Source organism: Alistipes sp., assembly GCF_020026455.1.
Lineage (GTDB): Bacteria > Bacteroidota > Bacteroidia > Bacteroidales > Rikenellaceae > Alistipes.
On record NZ_JAHHQJ010000011.1, the window covers coordinates 77,833 to 98,157 of the forward strand.

Genomic DNA, 20,325 nt, shown 5'->3' on the forward strand with positions numbered 1-20,325 from the left:
GGGGGCAAGCAAAGGCGGGCAAGTTCCGAAAACGGAACACTCCGGACAGAGACGTCGCAACGCATTGCGCCCGGCAGAAGAACTGCCGGGCGCAACACACCTTATCCGCGGAAGCTATGCCTTCGCCACCGGGACGTTGGCCAAGATGGTCTCGGTCAAGGCCCGGATGATCGAGTTCTTGACATAGGTACGGCGCACGGCGACGGCGATCTTGCGCGAGGTGGCCCCCTTCGAGAGGGTTTTCAGCCGGTCGAGGTGGTCCGCGGGAATGTACTCGACGGCCATTTCGGGAATGATCGTCAGAGACGACGTGCAGTCGACGATGCGCATGAGCGTATCCAGCGAACCCGATTCGAACGAATAGTGCGACGGCATCGAACGCCGCGCCTGGCAGAGTTCGATGATCTGGTCGCGCATACAGTTGCCGGGGCTCAGGATCAGCAGATCCTTGAGGTCGATATCTTCGATCCGGATATTCTGCCGTTCATAAAGCGGATTCTCGGGCGACACATAGGCGTAGAAGCGGTCGTTGAAAAGTTCCTGCTCGAGGATGCCGTCGCCGCAGGTGCCGCTGGCCACCAGCGCCGCATCGATCCGGTCGCGCTTGAGCGCCTCGACGATGTCCGAGGTGATCATCTCGGATATTTCCAGCTCGACCTTCGGGTAGTCGTGCACGAAGGCCGGGATGAATTTGTGCAGCAGGTAGGGCGCGATGGTCGGAATGACACCCAGCCGCAGTTTACCCGCGGTTTCACCCTTGAGCTCCGAGACGGCCTCCTTGATATAATTGTATGCCTTGATTGTCTCGCGCGCCTGTTCGAGCACCACCTCGCCCGCCTCGGTCGGAATGACGGGCTTCTTCGAACGGTCCAGAAGCACCACGCCAAGCTCCTCTTCGAGCGCCTTGACCTGCATGCTCAAAGAAGGTTGCGTCACAAAACAATGTTCGGCGGCAAGCGAGAAACTCCCGCAGTTGGCCACGGCCAGCAGATATTCGAGTTGGATGATTGTCATAGCAGGCGTCTATTTGAGAAAGCGAAGATATAAAAAAAAACTATATCAGACAACTTTTTCGCATTGCCGCAGAGTTTTTCGTATCTTCGCCTACAAAATGTACTTTTTTTAAAAATATGGCAAAAATCATCCTTACCGGCGACCGTCCCACGGGCCGGCTCCATCTGGGCCACTTTGTGGGTTCGCTCCGCCGCCGCGTCGAGTTGCAGAACTCGGGCCAATTCGACAAGATATTCATCATGATCGCCGATGCACAGGCACTCACCGACAATGCCGACAATCCGGAAAAGGTGCGTCAGAATATCATCGAAGTGGCGCTGGACTACCTTTCGGTGGGTCTCGATCCTGCGAAATCGACGCTCTTCATCCAGTCGCAGGTTGCGGAACTGTGCGAACTGGCCTTCTACTACATGAACCTCGTCACCGTACAGCGTCTCCAGCGCAACCCGACCGTGAAGGCCGAGATCGCCCTGCGCGGATTCGCCGAGGGGGCCGCCGAAGGCGACACGACCCAGCGTCAGGGCATCCCCGTCGGATTCTTCACCTACCCCATCAGCCAGGCGTCGGACATCACGGCCTTCAGGGCCACGACCGTGCCCGTGGGCGAGGACCAGGAGCCGATGATCGAGCAGACGCGCGAAATCGTGCACAAATTCAACGCGGTGTACGGCGAGACGCTCGTCGAACCGGAAATCCTGCTGCCCGAAAATGCGGCCTGCATGCGTCTGCCGGGAACCGACGGCAAGGCCAAGATGTCCAAGTCGCTGAACAACTGCATCTACCTGTCGGACACGGCCGAGGAAGTCAAGAAGAAGGTGATGGGCATGTACACCGATCCCGACCACCTGCGCGTGGAGGATCCGGGCAAAGTCGAGGGCAACACGGTGTTCACCTATCTCGACGCTTTCAGCCGTCCCGAGCATTTTGCCAAATACCTGCCCGAATACGCCTCGCTGGATGAGCTGAAGGCACACTACCGCCGCGGCGGACTGGGCGACGTGAAGGTGAAACGCCTGCTGATCGCCATTCTCAACGAAATGCTCGATCCGATCCGCGAGCGCCGCCACCACTACGAAGCGCGCATCGGCGAGGTCTACGAGATCCTGCGCGAAGGTTCGGCAAAGGCCCGTGCTGCGGCTGCTGAGACCCTAGCCGACGTCCGTGCAGCCATGAAAATCAACTATTTCGACGACGAGGAACTGATCGCCGGGCAAACCGAGCATTTCGCTCACAACAAGTAGGAAAAAGATGTCCTTCCGCGCCGACCGTCTCTACTTCGAATTTCTCCGGCTGACCCGGAGACTCTCCAACCAGCAGATCATGATGGTGCTGGCTGTGGTGGTCGGTGTACTAGCCGGGCTGGGAACCTATCTGTTCGAGATGCTGCTCCACGGCATCAAGAGCGGACTGATCCACTGGTTCCCGGTGGACAGCGCCCACATCCTCTTCCTGATCTACCCTGCGGTGGGTATCATCCTGGCGACGCTGTTCGTCAAATACATCGTCCGCGACAACATCTCCGAAGGCGTGACACGCGTCCTCTACGCCATGTCGCGCCGCAACTCGCACATCGCCCGGCACAACTGCTGGACCTCGATCGTGGGCGGTGCGACGACCATCGGATTCGGCGGCTCGGTGGGACCCGAGGCCCCGATCGTGCTCACGGGAGCGGCCATCGGCTCGAACATCGGACGGATGGCGCGTCTCAACTACAAGCACACAACGCTGCTGCTGTGCTGCGGTGCGGGTGCCGCCCTCGCGGCGATCTTCAAGGCCCCGATCACGGGCGTGGTGTTCGTGCTGGAAATCCTGATGCTCGACATCACCGCCGGATCGGTCATCCCGCTGCTGATCGCCTCGGTCACCGCGACGACAATGGCCTTCATGCTGCGCGGCTTCGACCCGATTCTGGCCGTGACCCTGGCCCCCAAGGACGCCTTCGAATTGTGGCAGATACCGCTGTTCATCCTGCTCGGCGTGCTGTGCGGGCTGATGGCGTGGTATTTCACGTCGATGAACTCGCGGGTCGGCGGCTTCTTCAAAAGCATCGACAAGCAGTACAAGAAATGGCTGTGGGGAGGTGCGATTCTGGGTATCCTGATCTTCGTCTTCCCGCCGCTCTACGGCGAAGGTTACGAGGGATTCACCTCCCTGATGCACGGCAATGCGCAGGAGCTGTTCAACAACTCGCTCTTCTACCGTTTCCGCGACATCGACTGGGTGATCATCCTCTTCGTCATCGCCACGATGTTCTTCAAGGTCATCACCATGGCCACAACCAACGCCGCGGGAGGTGTGGGCGGTACGTTCGCGCCGTCGCTGTTCGTCGGAGCCTTCACGGGCGCCTCGCTGGCACTGGTGTGCAACACACTGTTCGGATGGGAGGTGTCGATCGTCTCGTTCACGCTGGTCGGCATGGCGGGCGTCATGTCGGGGGTGATGAACGCACCGCTGACCTCGATCTTCCTGATCGCAGAACTCTCAAACGGCTACGGGCTGTTCATCCCCCTGATGATCACCGCCTGCATCTCGTTCGCCGTCGACTACTACCTCGATCCCGACTCGATCTACACCAAGCAGCTGCGCCAGAAGGGCGAACTGCTGACCCACGACAAGGACCAGTCGGTGTTTGTCTTCCTGAAACTCGATGAGCTCATGGAGACCGATTTCCTGCGCATCAAGGAGACCATCACGCTGGGCGACATCGTGCACATCATTTCGACGGCCCGCCGCAACATCTTCCCCGTGATCGACAACTCCGATCGGCTGATCGGCGTGGTGCAGCTGGACGACCTGCGCGAGGACATGTTCAAACACGAGAAATACGGACACCCGATCTCGGACTATATGATTCCGCCGCCGGACAGGATCATCGAACACGAAACCATCCTGAGCGTCATGGAGAAATTCGAGGACAAGCGCACGTGGATGCTGCCCGTCGTGGACAAGCAGGGCCGCTATCTGGGATTCATCTCCAAGTCGCGCATTCTGAACGCATATCGTGAACAACTCGTAAAAATCCAGCAATGACAACGGGAAATATCCTTCCACCCTGGGCCGAAGAGGTCGCCTGCGCCATCACCGTGTGCGACAGCGAGGGCGTAATCCGCTACATGAACGAAAAGGCGCGTGCGACCTTCGCCAAACACGGCGACCTGATCGGCCGGAGCCTGTTCGACTGCCACAACGAGCGGTCGCGCGAAACGATCCGCCGTCTGCTCGCATCGGGAGGCACGAACGCCTACACCATCGAAAAGCAGGGCGTGCACAAGATGATCTACCAGACAGCTTGGAAAGAGAGCGGCGAGATCCGCGGGCTGGTGGAAATCTCGATGGAGCTGCCGGACGAACTGCCGCACTACATCAGGGGATAGCAAGACAAAGGGGAGGTTTTTGAAAATCTCCCCTTGTTTTGTTTTTCGGGAACAGCCCGGATCCGGACAAAGGCCGAAGCTATGGCCGGCGGGCATCAGGCCCGGTCAAGGCAGGAATATCCGAGCGAGGGGGGGGGCCTTGCGAACAAGACATCGTGCCAGAGGACTGACCCCGAAGGTTCCGGGCGCCTGGGCACCCCTGCGGATGCCAAACGGGCTCCGTTACAAGCGCCGGCCGTCTCCATGAATCGGCCCCGCGAGATAGCTCCGGCGGACGGCTGCAGCCCGGGCGGAAGGTCTGCTACAACTTGATGTCGTAAATCTGGATCACTCCGACCAACTTGCCGGCCGGGTCCGTCACGAGCAGCGAGGTGACCTTGTTGCGGGTCATCATCTTCTCCGCCTCGATCAGTTTCTCATCCGGCGAGATCGTTTTGGGATTGCGCGTGGCGATGTCGGAAGCCGTGATGTTGAAAAACTCCCCGCGCAGACGCTCCATCGCACGGCGCACGTCGCCGTCGGTGACGATGCCCTCTATCCGCTCGCCGTCGCAGATGACGATCAGCCCCAGTCCGCCCTTCGAAATGGCGTGGATCATCTCCGCAGCCGGACAGTCGGACGCCACGACGGGCAGATCGTGGTCGCGCATGACGTTGCCTACGGTCATCAGCAAACGCCGTCCGAGGCTTCCGCCCGGATGCAGGCGCGCAAAATCAACGCTCGTGAAGCCCCGCATCTGCATCAGCGACACGGCCAGCGCATCGCCCATGGCGATCTGCGCCGTGGTCGACGAAGTGGGCGCGAGGTGCAGAATACAAGCCTCCTCCTTCACCCCCACGTCGAGGTGCACGTCGGAATTCTTGGCCAGAGCCGAGTCGGGGTTTCCGGTCATCGAGACCAGTTTGTTGCCGTTGGAGTGGATGAAGGGGACGATCTTGAGGATTTCGTCCGTCTCGCCCGAATAGGAGAGCGCAACCACGATGTCCTCCTTCGAAATCATGCCCAGGTCGCCGTGGAAGGCCTCGCCGGGGTGCAGGAAAAAACTCGGGGTGCCGGTCGAAGCGAGCGTCGCGGCGATCTTGCGTCCCACGAGGCCCGACTTGCCCATGCCCGTAACGATACACTTGCCGCGGCTGGCGAGGATCATCTCCACGGCCGTGGCGAACTCGTCGCCAAGCGTATCTTCCATGCGTTTGAGCGACAGCATTTCGGTGTGGATTGCCTTGCGGGCAACCTCCAGAATCTGCGTCTTGGTCGTATCTGTCATGCTTAACGAGAATTAGATGCGTAACTTTACAGCAGGCTTTTCACAAGAGGCTCCAGATCGTCCAGACGCAGCATGTTGGCCGCATCGCTCAACCCCTTGTCGGGATCGGGGTGCACCTCGAAGAAAAAACCGTTGGCCCCGAACGCCTTGGCCGCGTGTGCCATGGCGGGCACGAATTCGCGGTTGCCGCCCGTCTTGCCGCCCGCCGCGCCGGGACGCTGCACCGAGTGGGTGCAGTCCATCACGACCGTAGGGGCGATTTTGAGCATGTCGGGGATATTGCGGAAATCGACAACCAGGTTGTTGTAGCCGAACGAGTTGCCGCGTTCGGTGAGCCAGATGTCACCGGCTCCCGCCTCGCGGGCCTTCTCGTAGGGATAGCACATGTCCGCGCCCGAAAGGAACTGGGCTTTCTTGATGTTCACCGTCTTGCCCGTTTTGGCCGCGGCGACCACTAGATCGGTCTGGCGGCAGAGGAATGCCGGGATTTGGATCACGTCGACAACCTCGCCGACGGGTGCGGCCTGCCACGATTCGTGGATGTCGGTGAGCAGCCGCAGCCCCCACTTCGCCCGCACGTCCGCAAGCATCTGCAAACCCTTTTCGAGTCCCGGACCGCGGAACGACGATATGGAGGTGCGGTTGGCCTTGTCGAACGAGGCCTTGAAGATGATTTGCGTGCCGAGGCTGCGATTGATGGCCGCGAGCCTTTCGCCCACGGCGTCCAGCAGTTCGGCCGATTCGATGACGCACGGCCCCGCGATGAATTTCAAGTCCATAAACAACATTCTAATTTTCACGCCATTCCGCTACCGCCCGGCTCGGCCGCAACCGCCTTGGCACCCCGGTCCTGCCGCAACTCAAAGCCGCCTTGAATCCCCGGCCCTGCCGCAGCCCGAAGCCGCCTTGGCAACTCCGGTACGCTCCGCCGAAAGTCCTGCTTCAGAAGCACAGCCCCGGAATCGGGCTCACCCTCGGACCGGCCGTCTCCGGAAGGCTTTTTCCAACCAGTTACACAATTGGGCCAAACTCGAACCGGCCATCGTCGGAAGGCCGTTCTTCAAAGGCCCCGGGGGATGAAACCGACCGCATACGGGCGAAATGACGATACAAGATAATCAATTTTTCAATTCTTTCAAAAAGGCTTCCGCTTTTTCGAGATCCTCCGGCGTATCGATGCCGATGGTCGCAACCTCCGAAATACCGACCCCGATCCGGTAGCCGTTCTCCAGCCAGCGCAGCTGCTCCAGCGATTCGGCCAGCTCGAGCGGCGACTGCGGCAGCGCCGTCACCGCCCGCAGCACGTCGGCACGAAAGGCATAGAGACCGATATGCTTGTAGAAGGTGTGGCGCGCAAGCCACTCCTCGCGCGGAACGCCCCGCAGGTAGGGGATCACCGAACGGGAAAAATAGATGGCCCGCGACTGTGCGTCGAGGACCACCTTGGGAGAGTTGGGATTTTCGAGGGCCTCCAGTCCGTCGGCCTCGGTAAACGGTTTCACGAGCGTGGCAATGTCGGTCGACGGATCGTCGAAACAGCGTTTCACGGCCTCCAGCTGCGAGGGACGGATAAAAGGTTCGTCGCCCTGCACGTTGATCACCACGTCGTACTCCGCGCCGAGGTGTTCGTAGGCTTCCCGGCAGCGGTCCGTGCCGCTCCGGTGGTCCGGGGAGGTCATTTCGACCCGCCCCCCGAAGGCCAGCACCGCATCGCGGATGCGCTTGTCGTCGGTGGCCACCACAGCCTCGTCCAGCACACCGGCGACCTGTTCGTAGACCCGCTCGATGACGGGCTTGCCGCCCAGTCGCGCCAGCGGCTTTCCGGGAAAGCGCGTCGAAGCATAACGCGCGGGGATGATTGCAATGAATTTCATGGGTTATTCCTGTTCCGCAAGAGGCTTCCGCCGGCTCTTCGTCAGCTTCGCCGCCGCGAGTTCATACGAAAACTTCCGGTCGATCAGGGCAATCCGGTCAATTCGGCCAATTCGGCCGATCCGGTCGATCCAGCCAATCCGGGCAATCGGGCCGATCCGCCGATCCGGTCAATCGGGGCGATTGGGGCGATCGGGGCGTACTCCGCCGAAAACGAAACCGAAAACATCGCCGGATACGCCGCCGGCCCAAAGAGCCCGGACTACTCCAGAGCCAGCTGCAGCACCTCCTCGTTGCTCCTCACGTAGTGGAACGTGAGGCCTGCGATATATTCGGGTTTGATCTCGGCAATGTCCTTGCGGTTCTCCTCCGAGAGGATCAGCTCCGTGATGCCGGCGCGCTTGGCCGCCAGGATCTTCTCCTTCACCCCGCCCACGGGCATCACCCGTCCACGGAGAGTCGTCTCACCCGTCATGGCGATCCGCTCCTTCACCTTGCGGCCCGTATAGCTCGACACGATCGAGGAGACCATCGTGATGCCGGCCGAAGGACCGTCCTTCGGAATCGCACCCTCGGGGACGTGGATGTTGATGTCGTTCGTCTCGAAGAGCTTGGGGTCGATGCCCAGTTCCCGGTAGTGGGCCATCGTCCATTCGTGGGCGATCGTCGCCGACTCCTTCATCACCTCGCCCAGATTACCGGTGAGGCTCACCTTGCCCTTGCCGGGCGTCAGCACCGACTCGATGTAGAGGATGTCGCCGCCGACCTCGGTCCACGCAAGGCCCGTCACGACGCCCGTCATGCCACCCACTTCGTACTCCTCCTTGAGGAACTTGGGCATGCCGAGGATTTTCTCGACGTCCCTGATCGAAATCTCGGGCGCGAAAGCTTCGTCGAAAGCGATCTGTTTGGCACGGGCACGGGCAATCTTCGCCAGATTTTTATCCAGCGAACGCACGCCGGCCTCACGCGTATAGCTGGCGATGAGGTGCTCGACAACCTCCGGGATCATCGTCAGTTCCGGCTCCTTGATGCCGTGGGCCTCGCGCTGCTTGGGCAGCAGGTGGTCCAGTGCAATGCGCACCTTATCCTCCAGAAGGTACCCGGCGATGTTGATCATCTCCATGCGGTCGCGCAGCGCCGGGGCGATATTGCCCACGTTGTTGGCCGTGGCGATGAACAGCACCTTCGACAGGTCGTACTCCATATCAAGGTAGTTGTCGTGGAAGGTGGTGTTCTGCTCCGGATCGAGCACCTCCAGCAGGGCGCTCGACGGGTCGCCGTGGTTCGAAACGGTTACCTTGTCCACCTCGTCGAGGATGATGACCGGATTGGAAGAACCGCAGCGTTTGATGGTCTGGATGATCCGACCCGGCATGGCGCCGATGTAGGTGCGGCGGTGTCCGCGGATCTCCGACTCGTCGTGCAGGCCGCCCAGCGAAATACGGCCGAACTTGCGGCCCAGGGCCGCGGCTACCGACTTGCCCAGCGAGGTCTTGCCCACTCCCGGAGGGCCGTAGAGGCAGAGGATCGGCGATTTGAGGTCGCCCTTGAGCTTGATGACGGCCAGGTGCTCGAGCAAACGCTCCTTCACCTCGTCCAGCCCGAAATGGTCGCGATCGAGCTGCTCGCGGGCACACTTGAGGTCGAGGTTGTCCTTCGTCACGTCGTTCCACGGCAGTTCCAGCAGCAGCTGCAGGTAGGTCATCTGCACCGAATACTCGGCCACGGCGGGATTCAGCCGCTCGACCTTCTGCAACTCCTTCTCGAAGGTTTCGCCCACCTCCGCAGGCCAGTTTTTCTTCTTGGCCTCCTCGCGCATCTTCTCGATGTCGGCATCGGCACCGTCGCCCAGCTCGTCCTGGATCGTGCGCATCTGCTGCTGGAGGTAGTAGTCGCGCTGCTGCTTGTCGATCTCCTGCTTGACGCGCTCCTGGATCTGGCTCTTCAGTTCGGCCAGCTGCTGCTCGCGGATCAGAATTTCGAGCAGCTTGCGGGCGCGGGCCAGCAGGCCGGGGGCCTCCAGCAGCGACTGGCGGTCTTCGTCCGTCAGCTCCATGTTGGAGCAGATGAAGTTGATGATGCCGCGCTTCGAGTCGATGTTCTTGATGGCGAAAGCCGCCTCCTTGGGCATCGTCGGCGAGACGTTGATGATGTTCAGCGCCACATCGCGGATCGAGTCCACGAGTGCCTCGAACTCGATGCTCTTCACATCAGGGGTCGAATCGCGCAGGGCCGTCACCCGGGCCTTGAAATAGGGCTTGGTGGAGATGTACTCCGTGATCTCGATCTTCTCCAGTCCGTTCAGGATCACCGTGAGGTTGCCGTTGGGCATTTCGAGGATCTTGATGATCCGCGCAGCCGTGCCGACCTTGTACATGTCGTCCGGCGCGGGATCCTCGACGTCGCTTTCGCGCTGCAGCACGGCACCCAGAATGCCACCCTCGGCATCCACGGCGCGCACGAGGCTGATGCTCTTGTCGCGGCCCACCGTGATGGGCGTGATAGCCCCCGGGAAAAGTACCGACGAGCGCAGCGTGAGGATGGGGATGATTTCAGGCACATCGACCTCCTCCATGGGCTCGTCACTGCCGGTCACGATGGGAATCACACGGTGATTGCCGTCGAGCAGTTCGGGGACGAGATTCACGTCGTCGACTTCGATGGTTTCGATCTTATCTTTTTTGCTCATAGGATATACAAATATATAATGGTGCAAAGATAACGATTTTTTAGAAATTTTATTTTATCTTTGACAGAATGTTAATAACTTTGCATCCCTGAAAATAACGTAAAATTCAACGCGCCATGCAAATCGCAGACAAATACGCACCGCAGCAAATCGAATCAAAATGGTACGATTACTGGATCGACCGGGGGATTTTCCACTCGGAACCCGACGAACGCGAACCCTATACGATCGTCATTCCACCCCCCAACGTGACGGGCATGCTCCACATGGGCCACATGCTCAACAACACACTGCAGGACGTGCTGGTGCGCCGCGCACGGATGTCCGGGAAGAACGCCTGCTGGGTGCCGGGCATGGACCACGCCTCGATCGCCACGGAGGCCAAGGTCGTGGCGATGCTGCGCGAAAAAGGCATCGAAAAGTCGTCGCTCTCGCGTGAGGAGTTCCTCCGCCACGCCTGGGAATGGAAGGAAAAATACGGCGGCGTGATCCTCCGCCAGCTGCGCAAGCTCGGCGCCTCGTGCGACTGGGACCGCACCTGCTTCACGATGGACGAGGCCCGCACGGAGAGCGTCCTGAGCGTCTTCTGCGACCTCTACGAGAAAGGCAAGATCTACCGCGGCGTCAGGATGGTCAACTGGGACCCCGCGGCGCAGACGGCCCTCTCGGACGAGGAGGTGGTCTTCAAGGAGTCGCACGGCAAACTCTACTACCTGCGCTACATGATCGAGGGAACCGACCGGGCGATCATCGTCGCCACGACCCGTCCCGAGACCATTCTGGGCGACACGGCGCTGTGCGTCAACCCCAATGACGAGCGCTACAGGTCGCTGCCGGCCGACGCCCGCGTCGTCGTGCCGCTGGTGGGCCGTTCGATCCCGGTGATCCGCGACGAGTATGTGGACATCGAATTCGGAACGGGCGCCCTGAAGGTAACCCCGGCACACGACGTGAACGACTACATGCTGGGCGAGAAATACGGCCTGGAGAGCATCGACATCTTCAACGACAACGGCACGATCAACGACAAAGTGGGCATGTACGTGGGTCAGGACCGTTTCGACGTGCGCCGTCAGATCGAGAAGGACCTCGCAGCGGCAGGACTGCTGGAGAAGACCGAGGACTACACCAACAACGTGGGCTATTCGGAGCGCACGGGCGTGGCCATCGAGCCGAAACTCTCGATGCAGTGGTTCCTCTCGATGCAGGAGCTGGCCGAGCCGGCAACGAAGGCCGTAATGGAGGATGTGATCCGGTTCGTGCCCGAGAAATACAAGAACACCTACCGCCACTGGATGGAGAACATCAAGGACTGGTGCATCTCGCGCCAGCTGTGGTGGGGCCAGCGCATTCCGGCCTGGTATCTGCCCAAAGGCGGGTTCGTGGTTGCACCCACGCCCGAGCAGGCGCTCGAAAAGGCCCGCCTGAAGAGCGGTGACGCCTCGCTGCAGCTCGCCGACCTGCGGCAGGACGAGGATGTGCTCGACACGTGGTTCTCGTCGTGGCTGTGGCCCATCTCGGTATTCGACGGCATCCGGTTCCCGGACAACCGCGAGATCAGCTACTACTACCCCACCAACGACCTGGTGACCGGCCCCGACATCATCTTCTTCTGGGTGGCCCGCATGATCATGGCCGGCTACGAATACCGCAACGAAAAACCCTTCGGAAACGTCTATTTCACGGGTATCGTGCGCGACAAGATCGGCCGCAAGATGTCCAAGCAGCTGGGCAACTCGCCCGATCCGCTGGATCTGATCGAAAAATTCGGCGCCGACGGCGTGCGCATGGCCATGCTGATCTCCTCGTCGGCCGGAAACGACGTGATGTTCGACGAGGCGCTGTGCGAGCAGGGCCGCAACTTCGGCAACAAAATCTGGAACGCCTACCGCCTCGTCAACGGCTGGGCGGAGGACACCGCGGCGGCGCAAAGCGAGAACAACCGTCTGGCCGTGGCGTGGTTCGAGCAGGCTCTGGGCCGCTCGCTGCGCCAGATCGCCGAGGATTTCAAGTCATACCGCATCTCGGAGGCCTTCAAGGAGGCTTACCGCCTCTTCTGGGACGATTTCAGCGGTCTCTACCTCGAGATGGTGAAGCCCGCCTACGGACAGCCCATCGACGCCCCGACGATGGAGGCGACGAAAGGCTGGTTCGACGCCCTAATGCGCGTGCTGCATCCCTTCATGCCCTTCGTCACGGAGGAGATCTGGCAGGACCTCGCGCCTCGCGCCGAGAATGCGTCGATCTGCGTGGCGCAGATGCCCGAGCCCGCAGCCGAAGATGCCGCGATGCTGGCGCGCTTCGATCTGGCGAAGGAGATCATCACCTCGGTACGCAACATACGCAACCAGAAGGGACTGCCGCAGAAAGAGACGCTGACGCTCCGGGTCATCGCCGACGGAAACTACCCCGCGGAATTCGCCCCCGTCGTGCAGAAAATGGCCAACCTGGCGGATATCGAGACCGTCACGGAGAAGGACCCGGCGGCCGCGGCCTTCATCGTCAAGACGACGCAGTACTTCGTGCCGATGGCCGGGAAGATCGACACCGAGGCCGAGCGCAAAAAGCTCGCCGACGAGCTGGCCTACTACGAGGGATTCCTCGCTTCGGTGATGAAGAAGCTCTCGAACGAGCGGTTCGTCACATCGGCTCCCGAGAAGGTGGTGGCCAACGAGCGCGCCAAGCAGGCCGACGCCGAAGCCAAGATCACGGCGCTCCGCGAACAACTGGCGGCACTGCAATAGGCTGCAACCGAATGCGGAAAGAGGAGGGTCATTTGCGGGACATCCGACAAAACCGTCCTCTTTCCGCTTTTCCGTCATCCCGCACAACACGGACTCCGGGACGACAAGTCGTTTTTCACAATTTCACACTCACCTTTCAACCGATCAACTCTTGCCGGCAATCACGATTTACACCGACGGCTCGGCCCTCGGAAACCCCGGTCCGGGCGGCTACGGCGCAGTACTCCTCTCGGGGCACCACCGCAAGGAACTGTCGCAGGGATTCCGCCTGACGACCAACAACCGCATGGAACTGATGGCCGTGTGCGTGGCGCTCGAAACACTCAAGTTCGAGGGCTCGGACGTGGTCGTCTACTCCGATTCGAAATACGTCGTCGACGCCGTCACCAAAGGCTGGGTCTTCGGCTGGGTCCGCAAGGGATTTGCGGGCAAGAAAAACCCCGATCTCTGGATGCGCTTCCTGCGCGTGTACAACCGCCACAACGTCCGCTTCGTCTGGGTCAAGGGCCACGCCGAAACCGTCGAGAACAACCGCTGCGACCGGCTGGCAGTGGCGGCCGCCAACGACAAGGCCCGCTGGCTCGAAGACACGGGATACGATCCCTCGGAGCGGTAAAAACGGAGCCCCGGAGCCTTTTTTCGGCGGAAAGTTCGCCAGAATCCTCTGAAATATCCTACTTTTTTCGCTTTTCGGCTTATTCTTTTTATCTTTACACCGCTAATTGCGTAACCAAAAACATACGCCCCGAATGTTCAAGACATACATGAGGCTGTTGGGTTTTGCCCGGCCTATCAAGAAATACGCGATCCCCTACTTCCTCTACTCGCTTTTCTATGCGTTGTTCAACTCGCTGACGTTCATGTTGATCATCCCGATCCTGAACACCATGTTCGACGCCAGCTACGCCTTCGAATATGTCGAAAAGCTGCCTCCCCTGGAGTTCAACCAGGATTACCTCGCAACACTTTTCAACTTCACCTACTCGCACATCTTCGAACAGTACGACCGCCAGAACGTACTGATGCTGCTGGCCGTGGTGGCCATCTGCATCAGCCTGCTGAGCAACCTGTTCCGATACCTCGGCGCATGGACCATGGAGAACATGCGCACGCGGACCCTGCAACGCATGCGCAACGAGATGTTCGCCCGCGTGATGGACATGAACGTGGGCTATTTCTCCGACCAGCGCAAGGGTGACATCATTTCGAAAATCACCTCCGACGTGGGCGTGGTGCAGTTCTGCATCACCAACACCCTCCAGGTGTCGTTCCGCGAGCCGTTCCTCATCATCGGCTACATCGTGATGATGGTGGCCATTTCGTGGGAGCTGGCCATCTTCTCGGTGCTGTTCCTCCCGATGGTCGCCCTGCTGATCGGAAGCATCGTGAAGAAACTCCGCCACCCGGCCCGCACCAACCAGCAGCGCATGGGAGAAATGGTCTCGACGCTCGACGAGTCGCTCTCGGGCATCAAGGTCATCAAGAGCTACAACGCCACGGAATACATCAAGCAGAAATACTACGCCATCAGCGCCGATCTGGCGCGTCTGACCCTCTCGATGGCCCGCCGCCAGCAGCTGGCATCGCCCATGAGCGAATTCCTCGGCATCGCGGCCGTGGGCGTGATCCTCGTCTTCGGCGGTTCGCTCGTGACCCGGGGCGTGCTCGACCCCGGCGGATTCATCGCCTTCATCGCCATCTTCTCGCAGATCACGCGCCCCGTGCGCACCTTCATCGACCAGTTTGCCAACATCAACCAGGGAATCGCCGCCGGAGAGCGCATCTTCTCGATCATCGACACCAAGCCCGAGATACAGGACAAACCCGACGCCCGGGAACTCACGGGACTGAAAGAGAAAATCGAATTCCGCGACGTGCACTTCTCCTACGACGGGGAGCGCGAAGTGATCAACGGCATCTCGTTCGAGATCCGCCGCGGGCAGACCGTGGCTCTGGTAGGTCCCTCGGGAGGCGGCAAGTCGACGCTGAGCGAGCTGCTGCCCCGCTTCTACGACCCCTCGGCAGGCGAAATCCTCATCGACGGCATCCCGCTGCGCGACTACACGCAGGAGAGCGTGCGCGCCCATATGAGTGTCGTGGCACAGGACACCGTGCTGTTCAACGACACCATCGAAAACAACATCGGCATGGGCAAGCGCGGCGCCACGCACGAAGAGGTGGTCGAGGCGGCGAAGGTCGCCAACGCCGACTGCTTCATCCGCGAATGCACCGAGGGCTACGAAACCAACATCGGCGACCGGGGCGTGAAACTCTCCGGCGGCCAGCGCCAGCGGCTCTCGATCGCCCGCGCGGTACTCAAGAACCCCGACATCCTGATCCTCGACGAGGCCACATCGGCTCTCGATACCGAGAGCGAAAAACTCGTGCAGGATGCCCTCAACAACCTGCTCCAGGGCCGCACGTCGGTGGTCATCGCCCACCGTCTGTCGACCATCCGCAACGCCGACCTGATCGTCGTCGTCGACCACGGCCGCATCGCCGAACAGGGCACGCACAACGCCCTGATGGAGCGCAACGGCATCTACGCCAAGCTGATCGAAATGCAATCCTTCGACTAAAATGACCGAACGGGAAAAGATGCTCGCCGGCAGGTGGTTCGACCCCCGGGATGCAGAACTCACCGCCATCCGCGACAGGGCCACACGTCTGATGCATCGGCTCAACGTCGAACTCTGCGGCCACGACGAGGCCTATCGAGCCGCCCTGCGCGAGTTGTGTCCCGCATGCGAAGGATTCATCCGAGGCCCGTTCCACTGCGATTACGGGTGCAACATTTCGATCGGCGAAGGCTCGTTCGTCAATTTCTCCTGCGTGTTCCTCGACCTGGCGCCGATCCGCATCGGCCGCCACACGCTCATAGGCCCCAACGTACAGCTGCTCACCGCCCTGCATCCGTTCGACGCGGCACAGCGCCGCACGGGACTCGAAGCCGGCCATCCGATCAGCATCGGCGACGACTGCTGGCTGGGCGGAGGGGTCATCGTCTGCCCGGGCGTCACCATCGGCGCGCGTTCGGTCATCGGCGCCGGAGCCGTCGTGCCGCGCGACATCCCGGCCAACTCGGTGGCCGTGGGAAACCCGGCTCGCGTGATCCGCACGCTGCCCCGGCCGGGCGAAACCGAATAACACCACCGCCACAAAAAAACATCCGGGCAAAATCCAGCACACCGCCGCCACAAACACCGCCGCCGCAAAAGACATCGGGACAAAATCCGGCACACCGCCGCCACAAAAGAGGGCCCGGACAAAATCCGGCAAAGGAGGGGCGGGTGCTGAACCCTGATTCCCGGAGCGGAGATCCACAAATCGAAGGCTGCAGGGCCGTTTTTCAAATCTTTTTTATATCTTTGCCAATTGTCAGAAAATTAGCGAAGAAATTTCTACCGATATGAAGTTCAAGGAGTATAAAGGCCTCGACCTGGCAGGCACAGCCGCCGAAGTGCTCGGCGAATGGGACGCGCGCGACACGTTCCACAAAAGCATCACGACCCGCGAGGGCCATCCCACGTTCGTATTCTACGAGGGCCCCCCCTCGGCAAACGGCATGCCCGGCATCCACCACGTCATGGCCCGCACGATCAAAGACATCATCTGCCGCTACAAGACGCAGCAGGGCTATCTCGTGCACCGCAAGGCCGGATGGGACACGCACGGACTGCCCGTGGAGCTGGGCGTCGAGAAGAAACTCGGCATCACCAAGGAGGACATCGGCAAGAAGATCTCCATCGAGGAGTACAACCGCACATGCCGCGAGGCGGTGATGGAGTTCACGGGCGCCTGGGAGAACCTCACCCGCAAGATGGGCTACTGGGTCAACATGGACAACCCCTACATCACCTACGACAACAAATACATCGAGACGCTGTGGTGGCTTCTGAAGCAGCTCTTCGACAAGGGGCTGCTCTACAAGGGCTACACCATCCAGCCCTACTCGCCCGCCGCCGGAACGGGACTCTCGACCCACGAACTCAACCAGCCCGGCTGCTACCGCGATGTGAAGGACACGACCTGTACGTCGCAGTTCCGTGTGATCCGCGACGCAAAGAGCGAAAAGCTCTTCGCCGGGGTCGAAGGCGAGCTCTATTTCCTAGCATGGACCACCACGCCGTGGACGCTGCCCTCGAACACCGCACTGGCCGTAGGCCCCGCCATCGAATACGTGAAGGTCAAGTGCCGCAACCCCTATACCGACCAGCGCCAGACGGTCATCCTGGCCAAAGAACTTCTGGGTTCCTACTTCACCAAAAAGCAGGAAGGCACATACGAGATCATGGAGGGAAGCTGGAAAGGCCCCGAGCTCGAGGGAATCCACTACGAACAGCTGATCCCGTGGGTGAAGCCCGAAGGCGACGCCTTCCGCGTGATCGTCGGCGACTACGTGACCACCTCGGACGGTACGGGCATCGTGCACATCGCCCCGACGTTCGGTGCCGATGACGACCGTGTGGCCAAGGCCGCCGGCATCCCGCCGCTCTTCATGGTCGACCGCGCGGGCAAGAACCAGCCGATGGTCGACCGTCAGGGCAAATTCTTCCTGATCGAGGAACTCGACCCGGAGTTCGTGAAGACGCATGTCGACACCGTGAAATACGGGGAGTATGCGGGCCGCTATGTGAAGAACGCCTACGACGAGCGCCTGAGCGAGACCGACCCGACACTGGACATCGACATCGCCGTGATGCTGAAAGCCGAAAACAAGGCCTTCAAGATCGAGAAGCACACCCACTCGTATCCCCACTGCTGGCGCACGGACAAACCCGTGCTCTACTACCCGCTCGACTCGTGGTTCATCCGCACCACGGCGCTGCGCGACAAGATGATCGAACTGAACAAAACGATCCGCTGGAAACCCGAATCGACCGGAATGGGCCGCTTCGGCAAGTGGCTCGAAGGACTGGTGGACTGGAACCTCTCGCGTTCGCGCTTCTGGGGAACCCCGCTGCCCGTATGGGCCACGGAGGACTACTCCGAGGTGAAGTGCATCGGGTCGATCGAAGAGCTGATGACCGAAATCGAGCGTTCGATAGCGGCGGGCGTCATGCAGGAGAACCCGTACCGGAATTTCAAGGTCGGCGACATGTCGCAGGAGAACTACGCGACCGGGAACATCGACCTGCACCGTCCCTATGTCGATTCGATCGTGCTCGTCTCGTCGAAAGGCGAGCCGATGAAACGCGAATCAGACCTGATCGACGTATGGTTCGACTCGGGCGCCATGCCCTATGCCCAGGTGCACTATCCGTTTGAGAACAAGGAGAACTTCGGCGAGGTCTTCCCCGCGGATTTCATCGCCGAAGGCGTCGACCAGACGCGCGGCTGGTTCTTCACGCTGCACGCCATCGCCTCGATGCTGTTCGACTCGGTGGCTTTCAAGAATATCATTTCGAACGGTCTGGTGCTGGACAAGAACGGCAACAAGATGTCGAAACGTCTGGGCAATGCCGTCGATCCGTTCGAGGTGCTCGACACCTACGGAGCCGACGCCACACGCTGGTACATGATCTCCAACTCGCAGCCGTGGGACAACCTCAAGTTCGACAGGGACGGCATCGACGAAGTGCGCCGCAAGTTCTTCGGAACACTCTACAACACCTACTCGTTCTTCGCCCTCTATGCCAATGTGGACGGCTTCACGGGGCGTGAGGAGGAGGTTCCGATGGAGAAACGGCCCGAAATCGACCGTTGGATCATCTCGCTGCTGAATACGCTGGTGAAGAACGTCACCGAGTCGCTCGAAGCCTACGATCCGACCCCGGCGGCCCGCGCCATTCAGGAGTTCGTGGGCGAAAACCTCTCGAACTGGTACGTGCGTCTCAACCGCAAACGCTTCTGGGGCGGAGGCATGTCGGAGGACAAGCTGGCGGCCTATCAGACGCTCTACACCTGTCTCGAAACCGTCACGATGCTTGCAGCTCCGTTCGCACCCTTCATCTCCGAGCGCATATTCACGGATCTCAACAGCGTGAGCGGCCGCCACACGGAAGAGTCGGTGCATCTGGCCGCATTCCCGAAAGCCGACGAACAGCTGATCGACGCCCGTCTCGAAGAGATGATGTCGCTGGCACAGAAAGTCTCGTCGATGGTGCTGGCCCTGCGCCGCAAGGTATCGATCAAGGTGCGCCAGCCGCTGACCAAGATACTGATCCCGGTGCTCGACCCCGCAACGGCGGAGCACATTGCGGCCGTGAAGAACCTCATCATGAACGAGGTGAACGTGAAGCAGATCGAGCTGATCGAAAAAACCACGGGACTGATCACCAAACGCATCAAGCCCAACTTCAAGACCCTCGGGCCGCGTTACGGCAAGTGGATGAAGCAGATCGCCGCCCTCGTCGCGGAGTTCTCGCAGGAACGCATCGCCGAGGTGGAAGCCGCGCCGGAAACGGTGCTCAACCTCGGAACGGAGCAGATCACCGTGACGCCCGCCGACTTTGAAATCACTTCGGAAGACATGCCCGGGTGGCTCGTCGCCTCGGAAGGAAAACTCACCGTGGCGCTCGACATCACCGTCACCGAGGAGCTGAAAGCCGAAGGCGTGGCACGCGAGTTGATAAACCGCATCCAGAATATCCGCAAGGACTCCAGCTTCGAAGTCACGGACAAGATCCGCGTAGAGATCGAGCAGAAGCCCCTGGTGGCCGACGGAATCGCCAAATTCGCCGACTACATCGCTTCGCAGACCCTCGCCGTGGAGGTTCGTCCGGCGGCGGAACCGGCTGGCGAAACGGTCGTCGAAACCGACGTGGATGACGAACCGCTGCGCATCGCCGTGACGCGGATATAGCCCCGTATATATTCCGGTAAAATTTGGTAATATCGGAAATATTGCTTAATTTTACAATAAACCTTAAAAGAGAGGAGACTATTATGGCAGACGAAAGAACCAGATACAGCGATGCCGAACTCGAAGAGTTCCGGCAGCTTATCCTGAAAAAGCTTGAGAACGCACGGGCGGACTACGAGCTGCTGCGCGCCACGATCACCCATACCGCCGACAACGATACGGAAGACACTTCGCCGACGTTCAAGGTGCTGGAGGAGGGCGCCGCAACCCTTTCCAAGGAGGAAAGCGGTCGTTTGGCTGCCCATCAGATGAAATTCATCCGCAATCTCGAGATGGCACTCGTCCGCATCGAGAACAAGACGTACGGCATCTGCAAAACGACCGGAAAGCTCATCCCCAAGGAGCGGCTGATGAAAGTGCCCCATGCCACGGAGTGCATCGAGGCCAAAGAGAAACGCAAATAGGAAGCGGAGGAAGCGATTTCCACACGCCGGACGGCAACTGAAAAAAGACGACCTTCGGGTCGTCTTTTTTCTCTTTCAGGGGGGGGGGGGACA

14 protein-coding genes are annotated in these 20,325 nt (G+C 60.3%); 9 read left to right on the forward strand and 5 right to left on the reverse strand.

Features of this window, described 5'->3' with window-relative positions; all coding sequences use genetic code 11:
* Positions 1-114 precede the first annotated feature (114 nt).
* Positions 115-1,014 (reverse strand): hydrogen peroxide-inducible genes activator, encoded by a 900-nt coding sequence (locus QZ460_RS07585; protein ID WP_290540973.1) that lies wholly within the window; start codon positions 1,012-1,014, stop codon positions 115-117.
* Positions 1,015-1,130: 116 nt separating this feature from the next.
* Here QZ460_RS07585 and trpS point away from each other — a divergent pair, with 116 nt between their 5' ends.
* The 3 genes from trpS to QZ460_RS07600 are packed head-to-tail and all read left to right on the forward strand — an operon-like array spanning position 1,131 to position 4,388.
* Positions 1,131-2,255 (forward strand): tryptophan--tRNA ligase, encoded by a 1,125-nt coding sequence (gene trpS, locus QZ460_RS07590; RefSeq protein WP_290540974.1) that lies wholly within the window; start codon positions 1,131-1,133, stop codon positions 2,253-2,255.
* Between the two features lie 7 nt (positions 2,256-2,262).
* Complete coding sequence (locus QZ460_RS07595) at positions 2,263-4,044, forward strand: chloride channel protein (RefSeq protein WP_290540975.1); 1,782 nt, start codon at positions 2,263-2,265, stop codon at positions 4,042-4,044.
* Entirely contained in the window at positions 4,041-4,388 is a 348-nt protein-coding gene (locus QZ460_RS07600; RefSeq protein ID WP_290540976.1) for a PAS domain-containing protein, read from the forward strand. The genes QZ460_RS07595 and QZ460_RS07600 overlap by 4 nt, the downstream gene beginning before the upstream one ends.
* Positions 4,389-4,689: 301 nt before the next feature.
* On the opposite strand, the gene QZ460_RS07605 is transcribed toward QZ460_RS07600, so the two are convergent.
* The 4 genes from QZ460_RS07605 to lon all read right to left on the reverse strand — a co-directional run bounded on the left by QZ460_RS07605 (position 4,690) and on the right by lon (position 10,219).
* A complete protein-coding gene (locus QZ460_RS07605) occupies positions 4,690-5,655 on the reverse strand; it encodes a KpsF/GutQ family sugar-phosphate isomerase (protein WP_290540977.1) in 966 nt (321 codons plus the stop codon).
* A 26-nt stretch (positions 5,656-5,681) separates the two neighbouring features.
* Positions 5,682-6,434, reverse strand: a complete 753-nt coding sequence (gene kdsA / locus QZ460_RS07610; RefSeq protein WP_290540978.1) for a 3-deoxy-8-phosphooctulonate synthase — start codon at positions 6,432-6,434, stop codon at positions 5,682-5,684.
* A 339-nt stretch (positions 6,435-6,773) separates the two neighbouring features.
* Positions 6,774-7,529 carry a 3-deoxy-manno-octulosonate cytidylyltransferase gene (gene kdsB, locus QZ460_RS07615; protein ID WP_290540979.1) on the reverse strand — a complete coding sequence of 252 codons (756 nt, stop codon included), beginning with the start codon at positions 7,527-7,529 and terminating at the stop codon, positions 6,774-6,776.
* Between the two features lie 260 nt (positions 7,530-7,789).
* Entirely contained in the window at positions 7,790-10,219 is a 2,430-nt protein-coding gene (gene lon / locus QZ460_RS07620) for an endopeptidase La (protein WP_290540980.1), read from the reverse strand.
* Between the two features lie 116 nt (positions 10,220-10,335).
* Here lon and QZ460_RS07625 point away from each other — a divergent pair, with 116 nt between their 5' ends.
* The 6 genes from QZ460_RS07625 (at position 10,336) to QZ460_RS07650 (ending at position 20,232) form a co-directional block, all read left to right on the forward strand.
* A complete protein-coding gene (locus tag QZ460_RS07625; RefSeq protein WP_290540981.1) occupies positions 10,336-12,963 on the forward strand; it encodes a valine--tRNA ligase in 2,628 nt (875 codons plus the stop codon).
* Between the two features lie 151 nt (positions 12,964-13,114).
* On the forward strand, positions 13,115-13,579 hold the full coding sequence (rnhA, locus tag QZ460_RS07630; protein WP_290540982.1) for a ribonuclease HI: 465 nt from the start codon (positions 13,115-13,117) through the stop codon (positions 13,577-13,579).
* Between the two features lie 133 nt (positions 13,580-13,712).
* On the forward strand, positions 13,713-15,542 hold the full coding sequence (locus QZ460_RS07635) for an ABC transporter ATP-binding protein (RefSeq protein WP_290540983.1): 1,830 nt from the start codon (positions 13,713-13,715) through the stop codon (positions 15,540-15,542).
* 1 nt (position 15,543) lies between these two features.
* The gene (locus QZ460_RS07640) at positions 15,544-16,110 is read left to right on the forward strand and encodes a sugar O-acetyltransferase (protein WP_290540984.1); all 567 of its coding nucleotides are present in this window, start codon (positions 15,544-15,546) and stop codon (positions 16,108-16,110) included.
* A 262-nt stretch (positions 16,111-16,372) separates the two neighbouring features.
* Positions 16,373-19,768, forward strand: coding sequence for an isoleucine--tRNA ligase (gene ileS / locus QZ460_RS07645; RefSeq protein WP_290540985.1), 3,396 nt, complete (start codon positions 16,373-16,375; stop codon positions 19,766-19,768).
* 83 nt (positions 19,769-19,851) lie between these two features.
* Positions 19,852-20,232 (forward strand): TraR/DksA C4-type zinc finger protein, encoded by a 381-nt coding sequence (locus tag QZ460_RS07650; RefSeq protein WP_290540986.1) that lies wholly within the window; start codon positions 19,852-19,854, stop codon positions 20,230-20,232.
* Positions 20,233-20,325 lie beyond the last annotated feature (93 nt).